This window comes from Sulfurimonas sp. NW7 (genome assembly GCF_051132265.1).
GTDB lineage: Bacteria > Campylobacterota > Campylobacteria > Campylobacterales > Sulfurimonadaceae > Sulfurimonas > Sulfurimonas hydrogeniphila.
Genome location: NZ_CP093235.1, coordinates 1,003,868 through 1,025,144, shown reverse-complemented (window position 1 = coordinate 1,025,144; position 21,277 = coordinate 1,003,868). Strand labels below are relative to the sequence as shown.

The 21,277-nt window shown below is 30.1% G+C and carries 25 protein-coding genes and 1 pseudogene; 3 read left to right on the top strand and 23 right to left on the bottom strand.

What is annotated here, in order from left to right; translation table 11 throughout:
- Positions 1-7: 7 nt before the first annotated feature.
- The 23 genes and pseudogenes from MLC35_RS05365 to MLC35_RS05255 all read right to left on the bottom strand — a co-directional run bounded on the left by MLC35_RS05365 (position 8) and on the right by MLC35_RS05255 (position 17,510).
- Positions 8-559 carry a BREX protein BrxB domain-containing protein gene (locus MLC35_RS05365; RefSeq protein ID WP_434638207.1) on the bottom strand — a complete coding sequence of 184 codons (552 nt, stop codon included), beginning with the start codon at positions 557-559 and terminating at the stop codon, positions 8-10.
- Positions 559-1,332: a BrxA family protein gene (locus MLC35_RS05360; protein ID WP_434638205.1), complete on the bottom strand. Its 774-nt coding sequence runs from the start codon at positions 1,330-1,332 to the stop codon at positions 559-561. The genes MLC35_RS05365 and MLC35_RS05360 overlap by 1 nt, the downstream gene beginning before the upstream one ends.
- 171 nt (positions 1,333-1,503) lie before the next feature.
- Positions 1,504-1,893, bottom strand: a complete 390-nt coding sequence (locus MLC35_RS05355) for a hypothetical protein (RefSeq protein ID WP_434638203.1) — start codon at positions 1,891-1,893, stop codon at positions 1,504-1,506.
- An 8-nt stretch (positions 1,894-1,901) separates the two neighbouring features.
- A complete protein-coding gene (locus MLC35_RS05350; RefSeq protein WP_434638201.1) occupies positions 1,902-2,309 on the bottom strand; it encodes a YbgC/FadM family acyl-CoA thioesterase in 408 nt (135 codons plus the stop codon).
- Positions 2,306-2,752 (bottom strand): hypothetical protein, encoded by a 447-nt coding sequence (locus tag MLC35_RS05345; RefSeq protein WP_434638199.1) that lies wholly within the window; start codon positions 2,750-2,752, stop codon positions 2,306-2,308. The genes MLC35_RS05350 and MLC35_RS05345 overlap by 4 nt, the downstream gene beginning before the upstream one ends.
- Positions 2,745-4,730 (bottom strand): tyrosine-type recombinase/integrase, encoded by a 1,986-nt coding sequence (locus tag MLC35_RS05340; protein ID WP_434638197.1) that lies wholly within the window; start codon positions 4,728-4,730, stop codon positions 2,745-2,747. Before MLC35_RS05340 ends, MLC35_RS05345 begins: the two co-directional genes overlap by 8 nt.
- Before the next feature lies 1 nt (position 4,731).
- Positions 4,732-7,029: a hypothetical protein gene (locus MLC35_RS05335; protein WP_434638195.1), complete on the bottom strand. Its 2,298-nt coding sequence runs from the start codon at positions 7,027-7,029 to the stop codon at positions 4,732-4,734.
- A 52-nt stretch (positions 7,030-7,081) separates the two neighbouring features.
- Positions 7,082-7,186: pseudogene (locus MLC35_RS05330) on the bottom strand (acyl-CoA thioesterase); the annotation flags it as partial.
- A gap of 10 nt (positions 7,187-7,196) precedes the next feature.
- Positions 7,197-8,351, bottom strand: coding sequence for a tyrosine-type recombinase/integrase (locus MLC35_RS05325; RefSeq protein WP_434638194.1), 1,155 nt, complete (start codon positions 8,349-8,351; stop codon positions 7,197-7,199).
- Positions 8,352-8,395: 44 nt separating this feature from the next.
- Positions 8,396-9,544, bottom strand: coding sequence for a Fic family protein (locus MLC35_RS05320; RefSeq protein ID WP_434638192.1), 1,149 nt, complete (start codon positions 9,542-9,544; stop codon positions 8,396-8,398).
- Positions 9,545-9,961: 417 nt separating this feature from the next.
- Positions 9,962-10,657 carry a zeta toxin family protein gene (locus MLC35_RS05315; RefSeq protein ID WP_434638190.1) on the bottom strand — a complete coding sequence of 232 codons (696 nt, stop codon included), beginning with the start codon at positions 10,655-10,657 and terminating at the stop codon, positions 9,962-9,964.
- 60 nt (positions 10,658-10,717) lie between these two features.
- Positions 10,718-10,924, bottom strand: coding sequence for a helix-turn-helix domain-containing protein (locus MLC35_RS05310; RefSeq protein ID WP_434638188.1), 207 nt, complete (start codon positions 10,922-10,924; stop codon positions 10,718-10,720).
- A gap of 523 nt (positions 10,925-11,447) precedes the next feature.
- Positions 11,448-11,585: a hypothetical protein gene (locus tag MLC35_RS05305; protein ID WP_434638186.1), complete on the bottom strand. Its 138-nt coding sequence runs from the start codon at positions 11,583-11,585 to the stop codon at positions 11,448-11,450.
- 15 nt (positions 11,586-11,600) lie between these two features.
- The gene (locus tag MLC35_RS05300; protein WP_434638184.1) at positions 11,601-11,972 is read right to left on the bottom strand and encodes a hypothetical protein; all 372 of its coding nucleotides are present in this window, start codon (positions 11,970-11,972) and stop codon (positions 11,601-11,603) included.
- A gap of 175 nt (positions 11,973-12,147) precedes the next feature.
- On the bottom strand, positions 12,148-12,576 hold the full coding sequence (locus MLC35_RS05295) for a hypothetical protein (RefSeq protein ID WP_434638182.1): 429 nt from the start codon (positions 12,574-12,576) through the stop codon (positions 12,148-12,150).
- Positions 12,577-12,597: 21 nt separating this feature from the next.
- Positions 12,598-12,969 (bottom strand): hypothetical protein, encoded by a 372-nt coding sequence (locus MLC35_RS05290; protein WP_434638180.1) that lies wholly within the window; start codon positions 12,967-12,969, stop codon positions 12,598-12,600.
- A 220-nt stretch (positions 12,970-13,189) separates the two neighbouring features.
- Positions 13,190-14,026 (bottom strand): metallophosphoesterase, encoded by an 837-nt coding sequence (locus MLC35_RS05285; protein ID WP_434638178.1) that lies wholly within the window; start codon positions 14,024-14,026, stop codon positions 13,190-13,192.
- A gap of 7 nt (positions 14,027-14,033) precedes the next feature.
- Entirely contained in the window at positions 14,034-14,489 is a 456-nt protein-coding gene (locus MLC35_RS05280) for a hypothetical protein (RefSeq protein ID WP_434638176.1), read from the bottom strand.
- Positions 14,452-14,802 (bottom strand): hypothetical protein, encoded by a 351-nt coding sequence (locus tag MLC35_RS05275; protein ID WP_434638174.1) that lies wholly within the window; start codon positions 14,800-14,802, stop codon positions 14,452-14,454. Before MLC35_RS05275 ends, MLC35_RS05280 begins: the two co-directional genes overlap by 38 nt.
- A 59-nt stretch (positions 14,803-14,861) precedes the next feature.
- Positions 14,862-15,392 (bottom strand): hypothetical protein, encoded by a 531-nt coding sequence (locus MLC35_RS05270; protein ID WP_434638172.1) that lies wholly within the window; start codon positions 15,390-15,392, stop codon positions 14,862-14,864.
- Between the two features lie 31 nt (positions 15,393-15,423).
- On the bottom strand, positions 15,424-15,741 hold the full coding sequence (locus MLC35_RS05265) for a hypothetical protein (RefSeq protein ID WP_434638170.1): 318 nt from the start codon (positions 15,739-15,741) through the stop codon (positions 15,424-15,426).
- Positions 15,710-15,952, bottom strand: a complete 243-nt coding sequence (locus MLC35_RS05260; protein ID WP_434638168.1) for a hypothetical protein — start codon at positions 15,950-15,952, stop codon at positions 15,710-15,712. Before MLC35_RS05260 ends, MLC35_RS05265 begins: the two co-directional genes overlap by 32 nt.
- A gap of 34 nt (positions 15,953-15,986) precedes the next feature.
- Entirely contained in the window at positions 15,987-17,510 is a 1,524-nt protein-coding gene (locus MLC35_RS05255) for a type IV secretory system conjugative DNA transfer family protein (RefSeq protein ID WP_434638166.1), read from the bottom strand.
- A gap of 236 nt (positions 17,511-17,746) precedes the next feature.
- Here MLC35_RS05255 and MLC35_RS05250 point away from each other — a divergent pair, with 236 nt between their 5' ends.
- The 3 genes from MLC35_RS05250 (at position 17,747) to MLC35_RS05240 (ending at position 21,245) form a co-directional block, all read left to right on the top strand.
- Positions 17,747-18,760 (top strand): GSU2403 family nucleotidyltransferase fold protein, encoded by a 1,014-nt coding sequence (locus MLC35_RS05250; RefSeq protein ID WP_434638164.1) that lies wholly within the window; start codon positions 17,747-17,749, stop codon positions 18,758-18,760.
- 103 nt (positions 18,761-18,863) lie between these two features.
- Positions 18,864-19,826: a hypothetical protein gene (locus MLC35_RS05245; RefSeq protein WP_434638163.1), complete on the top strand. Its 963-nt coding sequence runs from the start codon at positions 18,864-18,866 to the stop codon at positions 19,824-19,826.
- A gap of 63 nt (positions 19,827-19,889) precedes the next feature.
- Positions 19,890-21,245: an ATP-binding protein gene (locus MLC35_RS05240; RefSeq protein WP_434638161.1), complete on the top strand. Its 1,356-nt coding sequence runs from the start codon at positions 19,890-19,892 to the stop codon at positions 21,243-21,245.
- The last annotated feature ends 32 nt before the right edge of the window (positions 21,246-21,277 follow it).

The window sequence follows — 21,277 nt, the reverse complement described above, 5'->3', positions numbered from 1 at the left end:
TTCCTCTTTATTTAACTACTGTACATCTGTACTTATTTGCAATTTTAAAATTTAAAAAATATATTGTGTCATCTTTAATTTTGGATGGATAAAAAACTACTAATGGGATTTGATTGTTCATAATATCTTTATGTTCCATTATATTATTATTCTCTATACCTGTTCCATATAATGATCCAGTTCTTACAAGAATAGGTATTTTACCTTCATTAAAAGCTTTTTTGATTTCAGAGATAATCATGTCATATAAATCTGTTACGGGATCATCTTTAGATCTAAATATTTCATGTGGAGTATTTATAAAATCTCTATATAAATTTTCAAACTCTTCAATTCCGTCTTCATCGATAAAGTCAACCAACAATTGAGCTATATCTATAAAATGAGCTTTTGATTGATACAGCTCAATGGCTTTTTTAATATAAAGATGTTCATCTTCAGGTGGGTACGTGAATAATATGCTATTACCACCATTAGCTATCCTTCTAAGTTCATCAAGATTATTTAACCTATAATCTAAATCATCAAATTTTTGTTTATGCTCTAATTGATATGACATTAACTGATTCCTTGGTAAGCTTGGTTGAGCTCAATTTTTAATTGTTCTCCATTGTAGGACATCTCAAAGAGTTCTTTTTTTGCCAATTGTTTTGCTTTATTTAAAAAACTATCTTTAGAAACAAATGAAAAATCAATATATTTGGAATTTAAAATATTTGGATTTTCAGGCTCAAGTGTTTTTACAAAATATATAAATATGAGCAATTCTTCATTTGAGAGTTGTATATGCTTAAATGTTTTTTTAGAGGTTCCATCTACTAAATTTAACTTCTTTAACATCGTTAAATATTTAGATGCAATTGTATTTATCGTTATTTCAGACCACAGATCTTTTAATTCTGGAGTTTGTGAAATAATCTCTTTTATAAAAGCAACTACATCATCTTTAGGTAAAGAAACTCTTCCAGAAAAATAAGATTTAATAAAAACATTTTTTGTAATTTCATAAAAAAGCTGATTTGTGAATGAAAATTGCCAAAATAGTATCATCTGCTTTGACTGTAAAGATAAATTTGTATTGAAAAGTTGGATTAATAATTCTTTATGAGTACTTGAATTAAAATTTAAAAATGCTGAATAAACAGCCGATAAGAACCTTTTTCTTGACTTCTCTGTTCTAAAGTCAAATTGATTATCTGCTACTATTAGTTTCTCTAATTCATCATTTTTTGTGCTAAATAGCTCAATAGCTTTATAGATAAGTTCATAGTCAGGAATACTCCCTATTATATTAATATCAGTGTTATAATTATTCAATATACGACCATTCAAGTTTATGCTGTACATGTCGTTCTTTTTTACTCATCTTAAACTCCAAATTTCTAATCTATTATTTATTGAATTTAGTTGTATTTTACACAAAAAACTTTAAACTTAACACAAAATGGCAGCAAATGGGATGTAGCATACTTCTATCAAAAATTATTCAAATAAGTTTAAAAATTAAATTTCTATTACTACATTCCTGTTTAAATCGAAAATATTTTCCACAGTTGGTAAATCGTTTTGAGATATATCAACAATACCTTTTCTACGTAAATCTTCAACAACTACTGCCATACCATAAAAATTGTATTTTTCAATCAATTTTTCTGGCTGTACAGTTAGTTCAACTTCTTCAAGCGGTATTTTTTTATACTTATGCTCAAAAATAATAACTGCCATCAGGATCATGGAGGGTGCATGTTTATCTATAGTATTATTTTTAAAAGCTTCATATTCGAATACAAATTCTTGCAAAAATACTTCTGGTAAGTTTTGTGGCAACATGCCTTTTAAACCAAATGTTTCATAATGATCAATCAATTTTGTGATTTCTTTTTTTACTTCCATTATATTACCTATTGCTTTAGCTCCTTCTCATCAGACAGTAACTTTAAAAAATCATCAGGTATCTTAGAAACTTTATCTTCATGTAAACAAGCAAGTAAAACTTCCATTTCAAATAACTTTTTATCATTATGATTCAAATACATAACTTGCTTCATAACTAAAGAAGCTTTTTTTATTTCGGTTACATATGTTTCCACTTTAACAGAATCTCCAAGTTTAGCAGAGAATAAAAAATTAGCAGTTAATTTTTTAACAACAAAGTGAAATCCATTCTTCATTGGTGTACTGTTGTGTTTAAAAAAAATGTTTGACCTTGCACGTTCACAAAAATTAAGATACTTAGAATGGTACACAACCCCTCCTGCATCAGTATCTTCATAGTACACAGTCGTCTTAAATAAATGTTTTTTACTCATATTTCCTCTTTTTGTTTACTCAGCTTCGACAGAAGTTCTTCTCTCTCACCAAGTCTTTTTTGCAATAAATAAATAGTTGATTGTTTTTCATCTATAATTTGTTCTAATGAATTGATTCTATCTAAAAGTTCTAAATTTTGAGAAGACATAGATTTATATTTTTCCTCCCAAGATTTTGACTCTTCTTTATATTTTTCTACAACTGGATTTTTATATTTTCCCTTTGATAGGCTTTTGAACTCTTTCGCAAATAAATCGATATCTTCTCTTAGCTGTTTCCATTCTTCATTTTTTTGATCATAAAGATTAGTTCTACTTGTTCCACTATTTTTAGCGACATTCGATATATTAGCAATATTCTTTCCTTTGAGCAAAGACTCTTTTTTTAGCTCCTCAAAAGACTCTTTTGCCCTCTGAATTGAATCAGTAAAACCTCTAGGCATTGTTTAATCTCCAGTTGATTTTTTGATATTTCTTTATTTCTTTTTGTGCGACTTTTGCTATGAGGACATTGCCTTTCATATCTTCTGGAATTTGATCTAAATAGTTTTCATAAAAATCCATGCTTTCATTCAAAGCATCTTGATGTAATGGTGTAAAAAGAGAATCTTGACATACAGAACCAACACATCGGTCTGTTCGTGGTAATGTAGCTAAAACAGTGTCACTATGATCTTCGATTAGCATACAAGGACTTTTTGAAGCACTCGAGTTTAAACGCATACAAACACAAAATGGAGTTAAAAATAATTTCATTTGGTCTTGTTCTATCATACTCATAAACAATTCCTCAAGAGCAAGTGTCAATTCTTTTTCAGTTTTCCCTGCAAATTCATCACTGTTTGCAATATATTCGGCCATTTTTTTAACTCGTTTACTTGCAGGACCAACTATTTCATTATTTTGTTGATATCGAACTACTTGTTGAACCAATGGCAAATATTTACGTCTAAATAACTCTTTTTTTGCATATTTGATAATAGGATTTCTTCGTAAATAATGAAGTGTCATAGATAAACTAGAATGATTATAAAGAATCTTTAATAAAACAGGAGCTTGCTCTGTACGTTCCCAAACAGCAGCTGCGAGAGTATGTCTAAATTGATGAGGGTGTGGTGCTTTACCATAACCGATAATGTCACAGAATTTTTGCATCATTGAAGGAACATGCGTTGGAACAGATGCAAGTTTATTGGGATCATCGTCATTCCTTACTCGTTCGACAGGGACTAAAAGAGGACCTTGTTCCTGACTAGAAAGAATTTTACCCAACTTTTCTAAAAGACGAATTGCTTTTGCACCAACTTCACTAATTGGTATTTTAGTTATTCCAACATCAGTCTTAAGCACTTCATTTTCAACCAAAGGAATATCTAAATTACTAATTGTATCTAAACAACCTCTTTGTAAAGAATATAGCTCTGATTTTCTCATTCCAGTTGAGAATAAAATTAATATTAAACATGCACCATACAATGAACGTACCACATTACTATAATAAACCCTTGAAATTTTAGAATTTGCTTCAGTAAACCCCATTCTTTGTTTTAATAGATTATGACCAATATGCCATAATTCATAAAAAGGATGATCTAACGATGGTTTTTTTACTTCTTCCATAATAATTTCAATTAATTTAAATTTTACTGCTGTATTTCTTCCACATGTATTATTATATTTTTTTCCAAAAGCTGTAAACTTACTTATTTTAGGCTTCGTACCAAAGTAATCTATCCATTTCTTATGAATATTTAAGATATCATCACCGTAATCTTCAACCCACTTTATTGATTCTCTTGTAATAAAAAGTGCATCATTTATAGGTATAGGTACCCATCCTAACTCATCTTCGCTTTTACTATTTTGTTGCCCAGGAAAAATTTCAATTATTTTTTTCCCCCTCAGCGGATCGGTTGGAAGCTGATATATAGAAGGTAAATATTTATTAATTTGGTACCAAACTTGAACAATCGATAACTTTTGTCTTTGATTCTCTATACTTGTTTTCTTCTCTTTAATAAAAGATATAAATTTATCACATTCTTCAGGGGTAAAAAGAATAGATCTTGAAATATTTCCAGGATAATGAATTTTTTGTAAAAATTCAAATAGAGTTGTTGACGTATAAGAGTGTCTGATTTTCCCTTTATTTCGGACAGATACTTCAGGTAAACCTACTGTAGTTAGATAAATAAATAATTTCCAAAACAATTCTAATGGTTTGTTTTGAAGTCGTTTTTTATTTATTAAAAAACTAAAAGATGTTTTGTCTGGCCTTGTATCAAAAATCCACCTTTGATCATTAAAATGAGAATATTTCGTGACTTTTTTATCACTGAGATATAAAGCTAAATTTTCAATTGACGAAAAACTATTTTTTAAATTAGTAAAATTAATTATTTCCATTTTGTTTTGTGTCATATTAGCTCACTAGTTTATTGTTATTAAGTAGTGTTTTCATAAAACCTTGAGGAAAAATAGCAGGCAATTTCACTTTACCTGATTTCGCTTCTTCCCATGCTAAATTAAGATCATCGTGTGTCCCACCATTATCTATCCATTTTTTCAACACATCTTTAGCAATCAAATATTTACTTCCATAATTATTTTCCCACTCATCAGCAGTCATTACAGATTGAAATTTTTCATACTGCATAATCCTGTAACAAATTCTAGGTAAGTGCTCTTTAAATACTCTAGAATTTGAACATGCTAAACAATTATCCCAATCAATACAAATTTCATTATCATTAACATCTTGAACCCCTGTATAATGTGGATTTTTATTATCTGTACATCTTGATAAGAAAGAAGAACTTAAACTTTTCTTTAATTGATATTCTTTCTGATTATGCTTTGTATATATTTTCCCTTTAAAATTTTTTGCACTATCAATTATAGATTCTTGAATTGCATAAATTGCATTAAAGTTTCTACTTCTTTGATCTGGAGAATTTCCATAATTTGTAAACCTTGTATCAAAGCTATCATGCCTAATCCATTCCTTAATTTCTTCGAGTGAAGCTCCAGCTAAATCAGCTGCTGTTATAAATGTATTTCTCAACCTTGCAAGTTCAATGCTTTTGATCACATTTCCATCTTTTGAAATAATTTTATTCCGTTGAAGAAATTTTGATAATTCATAACTAAAAATATTTCTATTCACTGGCTTTGCAACATAACCGTGAGATTGGTTAGATACAATATAAGTCCAAAAAGAATTTTTTGAAGATTTTTCAATTTGATAAATAGAATTATATTTCCATAATTCCTTTAAATATTTTTTTAAAAATAAAAATATATCATAAAGACCATTTTTTTCATTTGGATTCAAAGGAAACCAATACCAGTTTTTTGTTCCTCTATTTTTATAACTCCTAATAACCGGTGTATCGCCAAACGGACTATATTCTCCTATTTCAAAGTATTTATCTCCAATTTTCTCTCTCCACTCCATATTAAAAAGAGCTTCAGTATTAGACCCCGTCTGTAATATCCAGTAAAGCATAAAAGGAACCAATTGTTGAATAAAAGGATATTTAATTGATAGAATTTCATAAAAAAGACTTAAAAGCTCTGAAGGATTTTCATAAGTGTTTTTCCCTATTAAAAAACTTCTAAGACCTGCATTATAATTCCAATGACAATATTTTGACATAGGGGTATCTGCTGAAACTTTTTTACCACATTTGAGAGGATAGTCAATCAATACATCATCAATAAACCAGGCCATCATTCTAGGGTTTTGTAGTTCATCAATATTCTCGCCTTTTAAAGCTAATTTGGCAAGATCATTTTCGCTCAGATCACTCAATTTATAACCATATACAGATAAACATAATCTATCATACTTTGCTCTATAATTAGCTATACTAGCAAGTGTTGCTCTCGTAGATGTTTTTTTATGAAATATTTGAGGATAATTTAAATATGCATTAGCTAAATTTTCCAAAGAATCAAATGATTTATTATGATAAGTAGGTCTCCATTCCTTTTCAAGTTTCTCTCGTTTTTTCATTATTGCATCCATCTCTACAATTGAAGCAGATAAAAGTTGTACAGCAATTTCTTGAGATAAATCCATCCTTGGTTTTGAACCTGTCATCTTTTTACGTAGTAATATACTTTGATTAAGAATATTTTCATTTTTTCCAAATTTATTTATTGCATAAACTAAAATATTTCTAGTATATGATCTTTTACCATATTCATTAAATATTTTACTTTGTTTATTTGACAGTTCTATTCTAAGTAAACTCTGAAAATCTAAATTCATATCATTAACAGACTTAATATTTTCATATTTATTTTGAACTAGATAATCCATAAAAGAATTAATTGCATAGATATATCGGGAAGCAGTATTTCTATCTATATTTTTGATTAAACAAAGATCTGCTACAGAATATACCAGTTCATTCAATAAAATCTTTTTATTTGAATATTTATCAAATATATAAGTGGCCTTTCCTTTAGAATCAGTGGTTAATTTTGTAAGCATCATTTTAGCTATTGAACCACGAGAAGGAATCAAATCAGTCCAATACTTTTCATCTGCTTTTCTTGACAAAGCAATCTTTTCTAGTTTTTTAGAGGAATCTCTCACATTTATATATTCCCATATAAGCATTTCATTCGACACAGATATTTCAGAAAAACTTTTATATGGAGTTTTTTCTTCTAAAAGAATTTCAAGTTTCTTCTTTCTACCCTTAGACATAATTCTTCCTAACTGTACAAATATTATTTTATAAGTTAAATTATAACTAATACTTTATAAAGAACATTTTTAAATTTACTAATAAAAAATTTAAATAATTTGCATGATACACGACACCACCTGTGTCTGTATCTTCGTAATAGACTCTAATTTGCATATTTTACTCCTTATTTTTGGGCTTTAAGCCGTGTTGGGTTATCATGTGTGCCAAATATGTGCCATTTTTGAATGAATTTTGCACGATTTTTGACATCTTCTTTTATAAATCTTGCATATTTTTCAAAAGTAATATTTGCCGTTTTATGTCCAAGCATTTGTGACACCCACATGATACTTTCATTATTTGTTAGCATTAAACTTGCAAAAGTATGCCTAGTATTATAAAGTGTCCGCTCAGGTATATCACACATTTTAAGAATCTTTTTTAAAGATAAATTCAATATATCACTTGAGTAATAAGGTTTCCCTTTGTTATTAAGAAAAATATGATTTGTAAATTTAAAATCATCTCTATCCCCATACTTACTTTCTAAGTATTTTCTGTTACTGATTGTATATTGTTCTTTTAAGTAATCTTCAACAATTGGAAGCATATCAATAGTTCTGTTTGATGATTTTGTTTTTGTGTGACCTTTTGCTCTACCTCGATTTTGTGTTTTACAAATTCTTATCTCATTTCTATCATAATCTATATCATCCCACTTTAAAGCTATCAATTCTCCCGTTCTCATACCAGTAAAAATAGAAATGATAAAAAAATTCCTCATTTTTATACTTGCAGTTTTAATAATCTTTTCTATCTCATCTTTACTAAAAGGAGTGATCTCTTTATATTCTGCTTTTGGTATTTTAATATTATCAAAGGGATTTTTTTTAATATACTCCTCTTCTAAAGCATCTACAAAAATTTGCCTAAAAATATTCCTATATTTTTTCAAAGACGATGCACTTGTTTTATCAACAATTTTATTTTGCCACTCTCGTAAATCAGTTGGAGTAATTTGAGATAATAATCTATTTCCAAAATCAGGAAGTATATGTTTTACAAAATTAAGTTTATAAGCCCTCGTTACTTCTTGCTCTCTTTCATGTCTATGTAATTCAAGTGATTTATAGCCAAATTCTTTAATTGTAGGTACTATTTTCTTTTTTTCAGGATCAAACTCACCCTTTGCTATTGCTGCTTGAATTTGCGGTGCTATATCTTTCTGTACAAGCTTTCTATTTGCAGGAGTATCATCAAGCTTTGTACTTCTTCTATATCGCCTACCATTAACTACAAAATCAAGCCATATTATATTTTTTCTGATATACAATCTCATACATAAAGTTTATCATCTTGTTACTTAGATTCTTGTAAGCACAGTTAGTAGATATCCAATCTATACCTAATATTGCGACCACTACTTCCCTCTATCTGCTGAATACATCCCAGCTCTACAAGATGAGATATATCTCTTACTGCTGTAGCTTTACTTACTTTAGTAAGGGAGATATATTTCTTGGTACTTATCCCACCCTCAAAATTCTCACTTCCCATATCTAAAATTTTATTTATCACTTTTATCTGTCGGTCATTCAGTGCATACTCTCTATATTTATCCCAAAACTTTGTTTTTTGCACAAGGTATTCTATATTTTTCAAGCCACTTTGCATCGCACTTTTTAAAATGTTAAGATGCCACTCTATCCATGGTGTTATATCAAACTCTCTATTTTTTAACAGATTTGTTGTTCTATCTAAAATATCATAGTAAACTTTTCTATCACTATTAATAGCTGTAGAAATAGAGTAAAGTTTAAACTGTGTAAAAGTTGTTCCTTGCGTGAGGATATAGTCTGTGATTGCTCTTGCAACTCTTCCGTTTCCATCTTCATAGGGATGAATAATAACAAACCATAAATGAGCGATAGCACTTTTGATATAGATGTTTTCATCGCTATCATTACAATATGCAAAAAGTCTTTTTATATCTTCATCTATCTTGACAGCAGGAGGAGCAAGGTAGTGTACTCTCTCATGCCCAATTGCACCAGAAATTACTTCCATATCATCATTTTTTCTAAAAGTTGCTACATTAATTTTATATAGTTTAGAGTATTGATGCTCAAAAAGGCAGTTATGCCATCCATGAAGTCTCTGGAGTGTTAAAGGTTCTTTGTTTAAGCTACAGTCTATTAGTATCTCTACAAGACTATCAGTTATAGCTGTTGCATAACTATCACTTCTTGCATCAAATGCTTTATCTAATCTCTTTCTTAGAGATGTACGAACACCATCTCTTTTAAAAACTTCACCTTCTATAAGAGAAGTATTTATTGCTTCATCTGTGAGTCTGTCTATCTCTATTTTTCGTATATCATCTTCATTAAAAAGTTTTGAGTAACCATCAAGAACACCTCGTAAGTATTCTATTTCACTTATAAGTGTTGAGAGCTTTCCTTTGTCATAAGAAAATATAGGATAGTTTTCATGTTGCCATATCCATTTTCTAACTTCTTCATGTGAACTCATATTTTTCCTTTGAGTCGATTAGTCAGTATAATAGTATCATATTTTGAGTCGATTACAATATAAAAAAGATTAAAATATGTTATGACATTGTGAATTACTCCGTCATAAATGGCTATGGTTTACGGAACAATGGGGAGCTTAGAGCATTCATCCCATCTGTGAACCTCACCGCTCAACAGGAACTCGTCTTGAAAAAGTAACATATTCGTCACCTAACAATCTTTGAGCTTGTCTTGAGAAAATCTGTCCTCTGTCCTCCATCCTGATTATTTCCTCTTTTCCTTTGTCTCCGTATTTGTTATTATCATAATTAAAATCCCTTTATCTTTGTTTATATAAAAATACAAAACCTTAAACAATCCCACAAAATATCACTGTTGACTACTTTCTCCCAAAATAACATTTTGTATGCATCTGTCAAAAATAATCAAAAAAAGTATTTGTTTTTTCACAAAAATGCTTTTTTGATATATTTTGATAGATTTCTCCATTTTCTATATCAAAAAAATCTACTCTAACATCTCCAAAAAATTGTTTTACTGTTTCAGCAGAACCTATAGACTTACTCTCAAATATTGTATCAGGAACAACCCTACCCTCCCTTTCTTCTCTATGCACTGTATATTGCTTGGCAAATTTGAGAGATCGATAACAAAAAAAGATTTTTATATCATAACCCTTTTTCTTTGCCCTATCAATATTGCTTTTTTGTATCTTGTAGTCTGAAAAATTTCCATCTAAGATAAAAGAGATGTTATGTTTAAATGCATAATCTACCAAAATACTAACACCTTTGGAACTTGCTTTTTGAAACAAATGAGCATTTTTACCACTATAGCCATCACATAATTTCCTTACATCATCAGTATTAATAACATCAATCTTCAAACTCTCTTTTAATCGTGTTGCAAATTCACTTTTTCCAGCTCCAGGGCTTCCCGCCATAAATATCAGCTCTTTACTTTTTTTCTCATATTCAAATATCTTACGTGGTAAAAATCGTTTCATCTTTTTTATCTGCTCAAAAGCATTTTGTGAAATATCTTCATCAGTTATAGTAAAAAGTCTCTCAATATCATTTTTTGTAGCTTTTATTATATCTTTTAGGCACATTTTTTATCCATTTTCTTAGTCAAAAATGATATTTTGTAGTACTTTTTGTTTTAAATTCATTTATTCCATTCTTACTTTTATTGCTTCGATAGGGTCTGGCACATCTATAACCCAATTTTTCTCTTCATATTTCTCTATAAGCATTACTAAAACTTCAAGTTCATCGCTAAGCGGTGTATCAAGTTTAGGACTTAACTCCATTAATTCATCAACTCTTTGCAGTACTGTATCATAATCCTGTTCAGTTTTAATTGGTTTGATCTTCATTTTCATATCTTTGCATTTATTTCATTATATCGAGTATGAGTACCTACAGAGTAAGTCATATTGACTTTTTTGCAACACTATACTATGCTTCCAAAGCTGTTTTTGAATCTGGGTACTTTTTATAGAATTGTACTACATTTCTCCTCAAAAAATACAGCCATATTTTCGTTGCATTTTTCCTCAAAACTAATCACTTAAAAAACGAATTTTCTATCAATTTTTGAGATTTATTTTTCACAAAAGAAATTTCGTTTAAGGTTTGCTCCGAAAATTAACTTTTATAGTAGGTTGTTCTCCAAAGAGGAAAATTTGAGATGTCGTCAGTATGGGGGTTTGAGGTACTTTAAGGTTTCATCGCGAACCCCCTACTGTTTTTGTCATTTTCCTCAAGGGGGGTGTAGGGGGTTCGCCCCCAGTTTTTCCTTTTTTAGGATAACTTTTTCCTATATAACTTTTTTGAGAATTTAGGATTTTTCAATGTAATTTTTTTGAGGGAAAAAAGAGATTTTTTATCTCCGAGTTTTTATGTCAAAACGGGCACTTGAAAATTTGATTGGTATTCCGGTGGGCGGGTTGCGAGGGATTCGAAGGCTTCAGTTGCGTCTTCTTGTTTTGGGTTTTGTTTGGATTTTTCGGGTATGTATTCATTAAATTGTGCCATTGTTTAGTCCTTTTTTTAAGAAAATCTTGTTGTGTTTTGGGTTGCACCGATACTTCGGTTAAGTTTTTGTGACTCTTCTTCTATTTTTGCATAGGTTTGTTTGATGAATTTTTGTGCTGTTTCTACATAGGAGATTACGGCATCTGTATGATTACTTATTGTTCCTGTAAGTGCATCGTGGACATTTGAAAGATTATGTGTTGTATCTTCATCCATTTGTTTTAAGAATTTATCCATCTCTTTTAGCATTGTTACAAGTTCTGCATGGTCTGATGTAGGAGTTTTAGCTTCAAGCTTTTTTTCAATTATCTCTATTTTTTCCATCATCAACTGTTGTGTTTTGGCAAGCTCTTTCAATTGAACTTCTATGCTGTTTTCATTTATCATCGGATTTCCTTTTTTGTATCTTTTTTTATAATTATATAGAAAAAACTATAAATCAATTTTATCATTCTTTATGTCTTGTTTTATCTATTTGTATATTTTTGCATTTTTTTATACTTTTTGATACAAAAGATTATTTATCAACTAAAAAGATACAAATAAATACTTTTTTCTATTACTATGCCACATTTAAAATATTCGCAGCCTGTTGTAACATAAGGTTCATAGCATTTTGCGTATGTAGTTCTGGGTCCTCTAAGTAGCGTAACAATTTTGAAGAGTAGATGCCATCGTTGTTCTCTCCAAGTTTGCCATCTGGGGAAATTTGCATTTTATCCGAAAAAAACTTACTGATGTAATCGTGTTTTGGTATTGCTTTTGTTGAGTAGAGTTTATCTGTCAATATGGGTATTTGGGCGTATTGGTTAGCAGTTGTCAAATTTATGTCATTGAAGGGGTAGAGGTTTTCGGATATAATTGGCACTTGAAAATTTGATTGGTATTCCGGTGGGCGGGTTGCTAGGGCTTGGAAGGCTTCAGTTGCGTCTTCTTGTTTTGGGTTTTGTTTGGAAATATCAATTCTTGAATTCGTTGGTTTGTGTGCCATATTTTTATCCTTTTTTAATTTTTAATAGAATTTTGTTGTGTTTTGGGTTGCACCGATGCTTCTATTGAGTTTTTGGGACTCTTCTTCTATTTTTGCATAAACTTGTTTGACGAATTTTTGTGTTGTTTCATGGTAGGAAACTAAAGCTTTTGCATTACCATTAATTGTCTCAGTAAGTGAATCATGGGCATTTACAAGATTATCTCCGTTTTCTTCATCAACTCGTTTCATAAATTCGTCCATCTCTTTTAGTAGAGTTAAGAGTTCCTTAGTGTCTGATGATGGGGATTTGGCTTTTAGCTCTTTCTCCATTGCTTCCATTTTTTCCATCATTAACTGTACTGTCTTGTTAAGCTCTTTCAATTGAACTTCTATGCTGTTTTCATTTATCATCGGATTTCCTTTTTTGTATCTTTTTATAAAATTATATAGAAAAAACTATAAATCAATTTTATCATTCTTTATGTCTTGTTTTATCTATTTGTATATTTTTGCATCTTTTTATACTTTTTGATACAAAAGATGCAAAAATATACAAATACTTTTTTCTATTACTATGCCACATTTAAAATATTCGCAGCCTGTTGTAACATAAGGTTCATAGCATTTTGCTTCAGATTTCAAAGCTCTTCATTATAATGCCCTCTCCATAGTTGCTCTCATAAGGATAACCAAGTGGATTACATAAGAAATTTACATCTTCCATCGTGTACTCTATAGAATCATGCGTATGTCCAAATACCCAATATTTTATAAAACCATTTTTGTAAAATTTACTTCCATCAAATGTAAAAAATGTATTTATAGGGCTGTTATGATATTTTTTATCTATATGCTTCTCATCAAATGACGGATTTACATGCGTAATCATAACATCACAATTTTTATATATATTTTCAAGTTTTTTCATCTCAAGAGTATGAATCTCATCAAACCAACTGATTCCCTTGATTAAATTACTATCGTTTATATTTTCCCTCCACAATAAATTAATATCACTATTATCAAGACTTGGAAAGTACTTTTTTACATAACTTCCATCATACCAGCTATTTGCACCGCCAAATTGAACTCCATCTATAGTAACAACTGTGCCATCCAAGCAATGCAAATTTTCTTCTTGATTGATGCGCTTTTGCATATCTTCAATGCGTAAAAAAGAGTTGTTCTTAAAAGCATACTTTGCTTCACTCCCTATAAGATAATAGTCATGATTTCCAAGAACACAAATAATATGTTTATAGAATTTTTTTTGCAATATTTTTAAAACTTCTATATTCTGTTTATTGTTATGTCCGATATCACCGGCAACTATTAAAACATCTCCAATCTTTTGAGTACCTCTATTTGTAAAAATACTCTCAAAAAAAGAGATGATATTTTCACTTGTTGTTAGATGTGGTTTAAAGTAAAAATCAAGATGTAAATCACTTAAAATATCGACTTTCATATTTTCCTCATGTCAAATCTTTTTTTACTTCTTTATCAATATTCTTGATACCTTTTTTCAATCTTAAAATACTGTCAAAAAGGTCACCTACATCTAATATACCATCTCCTTTAAAAACAGATTCATTCACTAAGAGAAAATCTACAAAATCAATATTTGTAAATTTTTCCATAAATCTCTTTGTTGTTTTTGATGATAATACCTCTTGCTTATGAGTAATAATGAAACCCAAATCATAAACATCTCTTGCACTACTCTTACCCTTTTCCAAAGCATCCAATTTCATATTTGCCAAAGCATCAATATTATCTATATCTATCGCTTGTGAAAAATTACTCTTATCAAAAGTGATGTTATTATTTTTTACTGCGAGTGCAATCTCTTCTCTTCGAGCTTTTCTTTGAGAGTATAATTTACTTCTAAAGTCATATTTTCCACCTTTTAAATAACTCCAAAAGCTCAATCTCTTCTTCATCATCTAAAGCAGGTCTGAGCATCGTTTCAATTTTTTCCTCTATCTCTTTTTCTTCATCTTCATCAAAGAGAAACATATCTATACGCATATTTGGAACACGCCGTGCAATCTTAATATTATGATAGAGATAATCAAGATATGCACGAATCGGAGTTGCGATATTATTTTCAATGCCCCATGAACTCCATTTTTTTACACTCTCATGGTATTGACGTTCATAATTAACACTTGTTGTGTGCCAATCGTAGTGATGATGATTTAGAGCCGGAATGCTTGTTAGGTAGTTTGGTTTGTTTTTCATAAGATTTATTGATATAAATAGATATCGCTCAGGATTTTGTGTAAACAAAATTTGAAGCACTACCTGTTTAACAACTCTTTTAGCCTTCTTAGTTCATCTAACTTTTCTTTTTTAAGAAAATCAGAATTATCTATATGAAAATTCTTTAGCATTTTAAACTTATAAATGCTGTTTAAAGTTTTGAAAATGATAATATCCTCTACAATTTCATAACTATCTAGCCCTGATGTACGGAATAATACAACACCATATTTACCAAAAAAATAGATTTGCCCGCTCGATAAAAGTATTTTGCCATCTCTCATCTTATTATACTCAAGTATCTCTTTATTGGTTGAGTCAATCAAAATAGCATTAGAGTCCTCATCTACTACATCAAGCTCTTTATCTCCTTTATGCTCTTTTATTATGGTTTCGCCATTATCGTTCAAATCTAATATCATATATTTTGACTCCACCATATCCGATATAATGAAATCTATGACACTTCTATCAAGCTCACTGTTGTTATAAATATCATCTATCTTTATACTCTTATGCTTGTATAATTCACTAACAACTCTTTGAGCAAACATGTTGGTAAGCAGCATCTCTTCTCCTTTTTTACAATTTTAATGTTCATTAACAGTTGTTTGTTGTAGCTCTGATTTGTTGTGCTATTTCAAACCTCTTTTTAAAATCTTCATAACTTTGTCTATCCTCTTCTCTTTTTTTCTCAAACAAAACTTGTAATCGTCCTAAACTTTTCTCAAGATCTTTAGCAAGAATTTTAATCTCTCTTTTTTCAAAAAAGCCCAGTTTCTCTTGAGGAATTGATAGCGTTTTATTGATAACATCAAGAATGTGTGTTGTCTCTTGCTTGTAAGATGGTTGTTCTTCTAAAAGTGTTTCATACCCTGCTTTAAGATTAAGCAATCTTTGGTGTAGTGTTGGTTTCATAGTTTTTTTCCTTTGTCATGTTATCATAAAATTCTGGTTCAAAAAACTCTAAAAGATGTTGCATCTTATTGAGTCTCTTTTGAACAAAATCTCTCATTTCATTTTCTTCAAAGAGATCATTTTTAAGCATATACTCTAAATCTTTTGCTTCTGCTTTTATATTGCTAATCTCTTCTTGAATCTCTTTTTGACGGTTTGTTATTCGTTGCATTGTGTCTCCTTCTAGTTAAATATTCACAAGAGCGTCAAACTAAAATACTTAAAGTTCTTTCTGAAGATGATAAATTGTCATACAATAGATAATCCTCAAAACATTCCTGTTTTATATGTGCTGGAACAAACTGCAAGCAGGTACTTTCGTTTGTGCTTATATCAATAACATCAACTGTTTGGTCTTTTTCAAAAATTTGATGTATATAGTTCACTACAAACTGCGATGGTAATAGACCATCAGATATAAAAGTTTTTGTAAAAAAATCACGATGAATATTATTGTAGTCTGCTTCTGCACTGTTTAGCTCATCATCCAAACACTCTTCAAAGTTTTCTATTGTATGAAGTGTATCATCGCAATATAGTTGATGTTGCTGTGTCATATCATACTTGTGCGCAAAGTTTCTTTGAAGTGAGAGCCACTTATTGCCACCTATTTTTTCTACAAACTGTTCTTCGTTTTGGAAAGAAAATATCAACTCTACTTCTGCTTCACGCAGGATGTCATTACGAATTTCATCACCTGTATTAATAACTCTATATGCCTCATCTACAAACATTGAAATTGGTATGAGATCTTTATGATTTTTATTTTTTATTCTATGAAATAGCTGATCATTGATAGCATCAAAGAAAAGCTCTATCATCGTATCATCAAAACCTTGTGTATCTATAATGAGAATTTTATTGCTATTTATTATCTCTTTGAGATTACTTTGAGAGTTATTTAAAAAAAATGTTTTTGCATAGGCACCTATGATGTTACCTACCATCTGAAAAACACCATTATCTCCACTTGAGGCATCAGATGCTACTTGGCTTAGTTTTTTCTCTTTCATAAATTTACTATGTTTTTTAAATCCCTCAAATTTTGCATAAAAAAGTGTAACTCTACTAGTTATCTCCTTTGGAGGCATATCATACTCTTCAAAGTGTGCAAAGAGATCACCCTTGATTCTATTTAAATGATCCGTCATTGTAGCAATGAACATTTGAAATTTTTTGAAATTTTTAATGTTGTCAAATATATCATACAAGGTCTCAAAAGATATTTTTTTCGTTAACAACTCCGTAAATGAATTATCATAAGTTTTTTTATAAGCACTAAAATCTGTATTTTCACTGATCCACTTGTTGATATCGTAGAGACTATTTGCTACACCTATTGTACTTACAACCCACTGGGATGTAGTGTTTATCCAGTAAGTATCTTGTGACTTTTCAGAATTTTTCATAAATGCTATGAGTTTGTTTGTATCGAGTTCCTCTAAGAGATTGATAGAGGTTCCTGTTGGCTTACCTATCTCTACTACATCTTGCAGACGGTTTGCCTCTTTAGCAAAATATTTTACATAACGATGTTCATGTCCTTTATAGTCAAAGAAAATTATTCCATGCCCTTTGTTGATACGATCTTTTAGATTTGGACGGATAACCGATGCAGTTTTTCCGCTGCCTGTTATACCTGTTACATATGCATGTTTAAAATCAACAGGGATGATATTTGAACTACTACTTGACTCTAAATTATTTTTGATAAATCCCAATCTTTCCATTGCAATCTCCTGATGTTTATTTGTGAAAGTATAGAATTATTTTTAACTTTTGTCAAGCATTTCTTATTATTTACAGATATGCATACTAAAACAAAATAAAAAGAAGGAAAATTACTTGGAATCAATTACAATGATACGGCTATATTTTGAAATATCTATATAATATTGTACTATTTTTGCAAAAAAACTGAAAAAACAGTACAATATCTTTTTAAATATCGTTTTTAAGGGCTTTAATGGACTTTTATTTTGTGGATTATAGTGATGATCAGAGAAAGACATATATCAACTCTGAGATGCAGTATAAAAGCTACTTGGAAAAACAGATTCGCTACAACAAATCGTTTCGATTCCGTATGGGCTGGAACAAATCTCAAGGTAAAGAGTACTTATTTAAAGAGTGCTTAGATACCAAAAAAAGAGTCTCACTTGGAAGAAAAAATGATAAGACTGTAGCAATATATGAAGCCTTTAACAAACAAAAAAAAGAGCTCAAAGCCTCTTTAAAACAAAGCAAAGAACTTTTACTTAAAAATGAAAAGATAAATAAGTTTACTAAAATAGCAAGAGTACCCAATGTGTTAGTTAATCTCTTTCGCCGTATCAATGAGCTTGGACTTGATGAGAAGGTTATCATTATCGGTACAAACTCTTTGTATGCTTACGAGGCTTATGCAGGGGTGTTTATAGAGGAGCAACACTTAGCAACATTTGATATAGATGTTTTTAATAAGCGAAATAAAAAGATAGCTTTTGCACTCAAGGAGAAACTCCCTCAAAAAACTTTAAAATCTCTTTTGATAGATGTAGATAAAAGTTTTAAAAAAAGCAAAGAGGCTCCCTACAGGTTTGTCAATAATGATGATATAGTAGTAGAGATTATCACTCCCATCTCAAAAAAAGAGCAAAAGACAGATGTGTTTAGTGGTGTCTTAAATCTGGAGATAGCAGGTACAAAATGGCTTGAAAACTCAAAACTGCACAAACAGATGCTTATAGCTCAAAACGGTAAGTGTGCTTTTGTAAATGTGATACACCCATTAGAGTATGCAGTCTATAAAAACTGGCTTGGCAAACATGAACGAAAAGATCTGATGAAAAGGCAAAGAGATATTAAACAGTCTCTCTTGGTTACTGAACTGATACAACGATATATCCCTGTGATAGATATAGAACAAGATTTACAAAAGATTCAAAATATGTCAAAAAGTGCTATAAAAGAGTACAAAAATGAGATACTTAAATCGTAAAAGTTACATAGTTATAGTTTACAGCAATTAATATAGCATTTATTACTATTTCCTGATATGCCATAAGATTGTGTTATACTTTTACAAAAGAAAAGGGATTCAGATGAACGATAGCAATTTATCAAAAAAGTTTTTAGTAGCGCAGCAGGTTATAGAAACTTGGAAAATATCTAATGATTATAAATACCTAATGTATAGTTTTTTAAAACGGATGTATGATGAAGATATAGATTACTTCTTTCACAATATGCTACAACCCTCTTTAGGTGCAGCGCGTCTTCCTGTTAGATTTATGCATAAAAAAGAGTTTTTAAGTTCACTCAATAGTCAGTTGCTTGAGTTTGTAACCAATGGAGTCGCTCAACAATGGAATAAATCGACTAGCATCACTCCTGTAGATGAAGATATACAAAAACATATAGAGAGTGGTTCAACTCATGCATATTTTTATGAGATATCCAACACTAATGAGCTTATATGTATAGATATAGGGGTAAAGATTCAAGACAAAAATGCACTCTCAAAAAAGTTTGCAAAGATAAAAGAATCACTGCAAAAAAATGAAGATACAAAAAAGTATACATTAAGTGATATGATCTACCTTATAAGTGATAGCATCGTACCCTCTTATCTTAAAAAAGAGCCTATTATAGAAGATGTAACTATCTGGGCAGCATCTATAGGGATAGTTGGTAGAGAGATGTATGATGCAGACAAGATTATATTTATCCCAAACGGTATGGAGTTACAAGAAATACACAAACTCAATGCGATTGAAAAGATTGTAGGGGAAAAATATGATGCTATCATCGTAAGTGCTGTAAAAAATAGACAAATACAAAAGGATGAGATAGAAGCACTTTTTAATGCCTTTATAAAAGAGGATCATAGTGATGAAGATATAGATATGAAGATTATGGAGTTTTACAAAAGTCAATCTCAAAGTAGCAGCTATTCACCAGAGGCATTAACACTCTTTGTTAAATTTCTTTTTGGATTAAAGCCTGTAGAGATTAGCTACTTTTTGAAGAATTATCAGCTTTTTGAGAGTTTGATACAGATATAAATGGCAAATTGATAATTAATCGTTTTTATATTATAATAATTGAAAATATATAAAAGGATAGTAATGTTTGTCAATAGAAGCAACGAATTACAGACATTGGAGCAAGAGTATAAAAAGAATTCCTTTAGATTTACTGTTTTATATGGAAGAAGAAGGGTTGGCAAAACAACACTTTTAAAAAAGTATATTGGTAAAAAACCTGCTATCTATTTTTTAGTTACTTTAGAGAGTGAAAAAATTATCTTAAAAAGGTTTCAAAGTATAGTGGCTGACTTTTTTGAAGATGATTTTTTGCGAGATATTGAGCTTAGTGACATACAACAACTCTTTAGCTACATTGCAGCAAAAAAGCCTCAAAAAAAGCTTGTCATTATCATAGATGAGTTTCAATATCTTACAAAAATAAACAAAGCAACTCCATCACAATTTCAATACATTGTAGATGAGATACTTCGTAATACAAATATTCATCTTATATTGTGTGGTTCTATCATCTCAATGATGTATGAGCAAACACTCTCTTACAACTCCCCTCTTTATGGACGACGAACAAGTGCAATAAAATTAGAAGCTTTAAAGTTTGAGTACTTGCACCATTTTTTTAAAAATAAAACCCAAAATGAGCTTATAGAACTCTATGCCGTTTTATATGGAGTCCCAAAATATCTTGAAATGTTTGATGATGCAGATAATATTTTTGATGCAATTAGAAAAAATATCCTCTCAAATAATTCCTATCTCTATGATGAGCCAAGATATATCTTACAAAATGAAGTAAATGAACCCATTACCTACTTTACAATACTAGAAACAATAGCATCAGGTGAGCATAAACTAGGACATATCGCCTCTAAACTAGGAAAGAATGTTCAAAACATCACCTCATTTATCTCTAAACTTATAGAGCTGGATATCATTTATAAAGATGTGCCTATTACAGAGAAAAATCCTCAAAAAAGTAAAAAAGGACTCTATTTCATAAAAGATAACTTTTTTAGATTTTGGTTTTTGTATGTGCTAAGCAACAAGAGCCAACTAGAGATAGGCAACAGTGCCTATGTACTGAAAAAAATCAAAGAAAACTTTAACGGGTATGTTGCTAAAACTTATGAAGATTTAGCAATAGAATATACACTCAAAAATAACAATCTTTTAAAATGTGGCAGATGGTGGAGCAAAAGTGATGAGATCGACCTTGTAGGGATATCCGAAGAGTATATGGTCGTTGGTGAATGCAAATACAGCAACAAAAAAGTTGGAGTAGATATACTCCAAGCACTCAAAGAAAAAGCAAAAAAGATAGAATTAGCACTACCCATAAAAAAATATCTTCTGTTTTCCAAGAGTGGATTTACACAAGACTTAGTAAAAATGGCAGATTTGGATGAAACTATAGTGTTGGTGGAAAGGCTTATGTGATACTATTTGGTAACAATAGTGAAGTAAAGCAT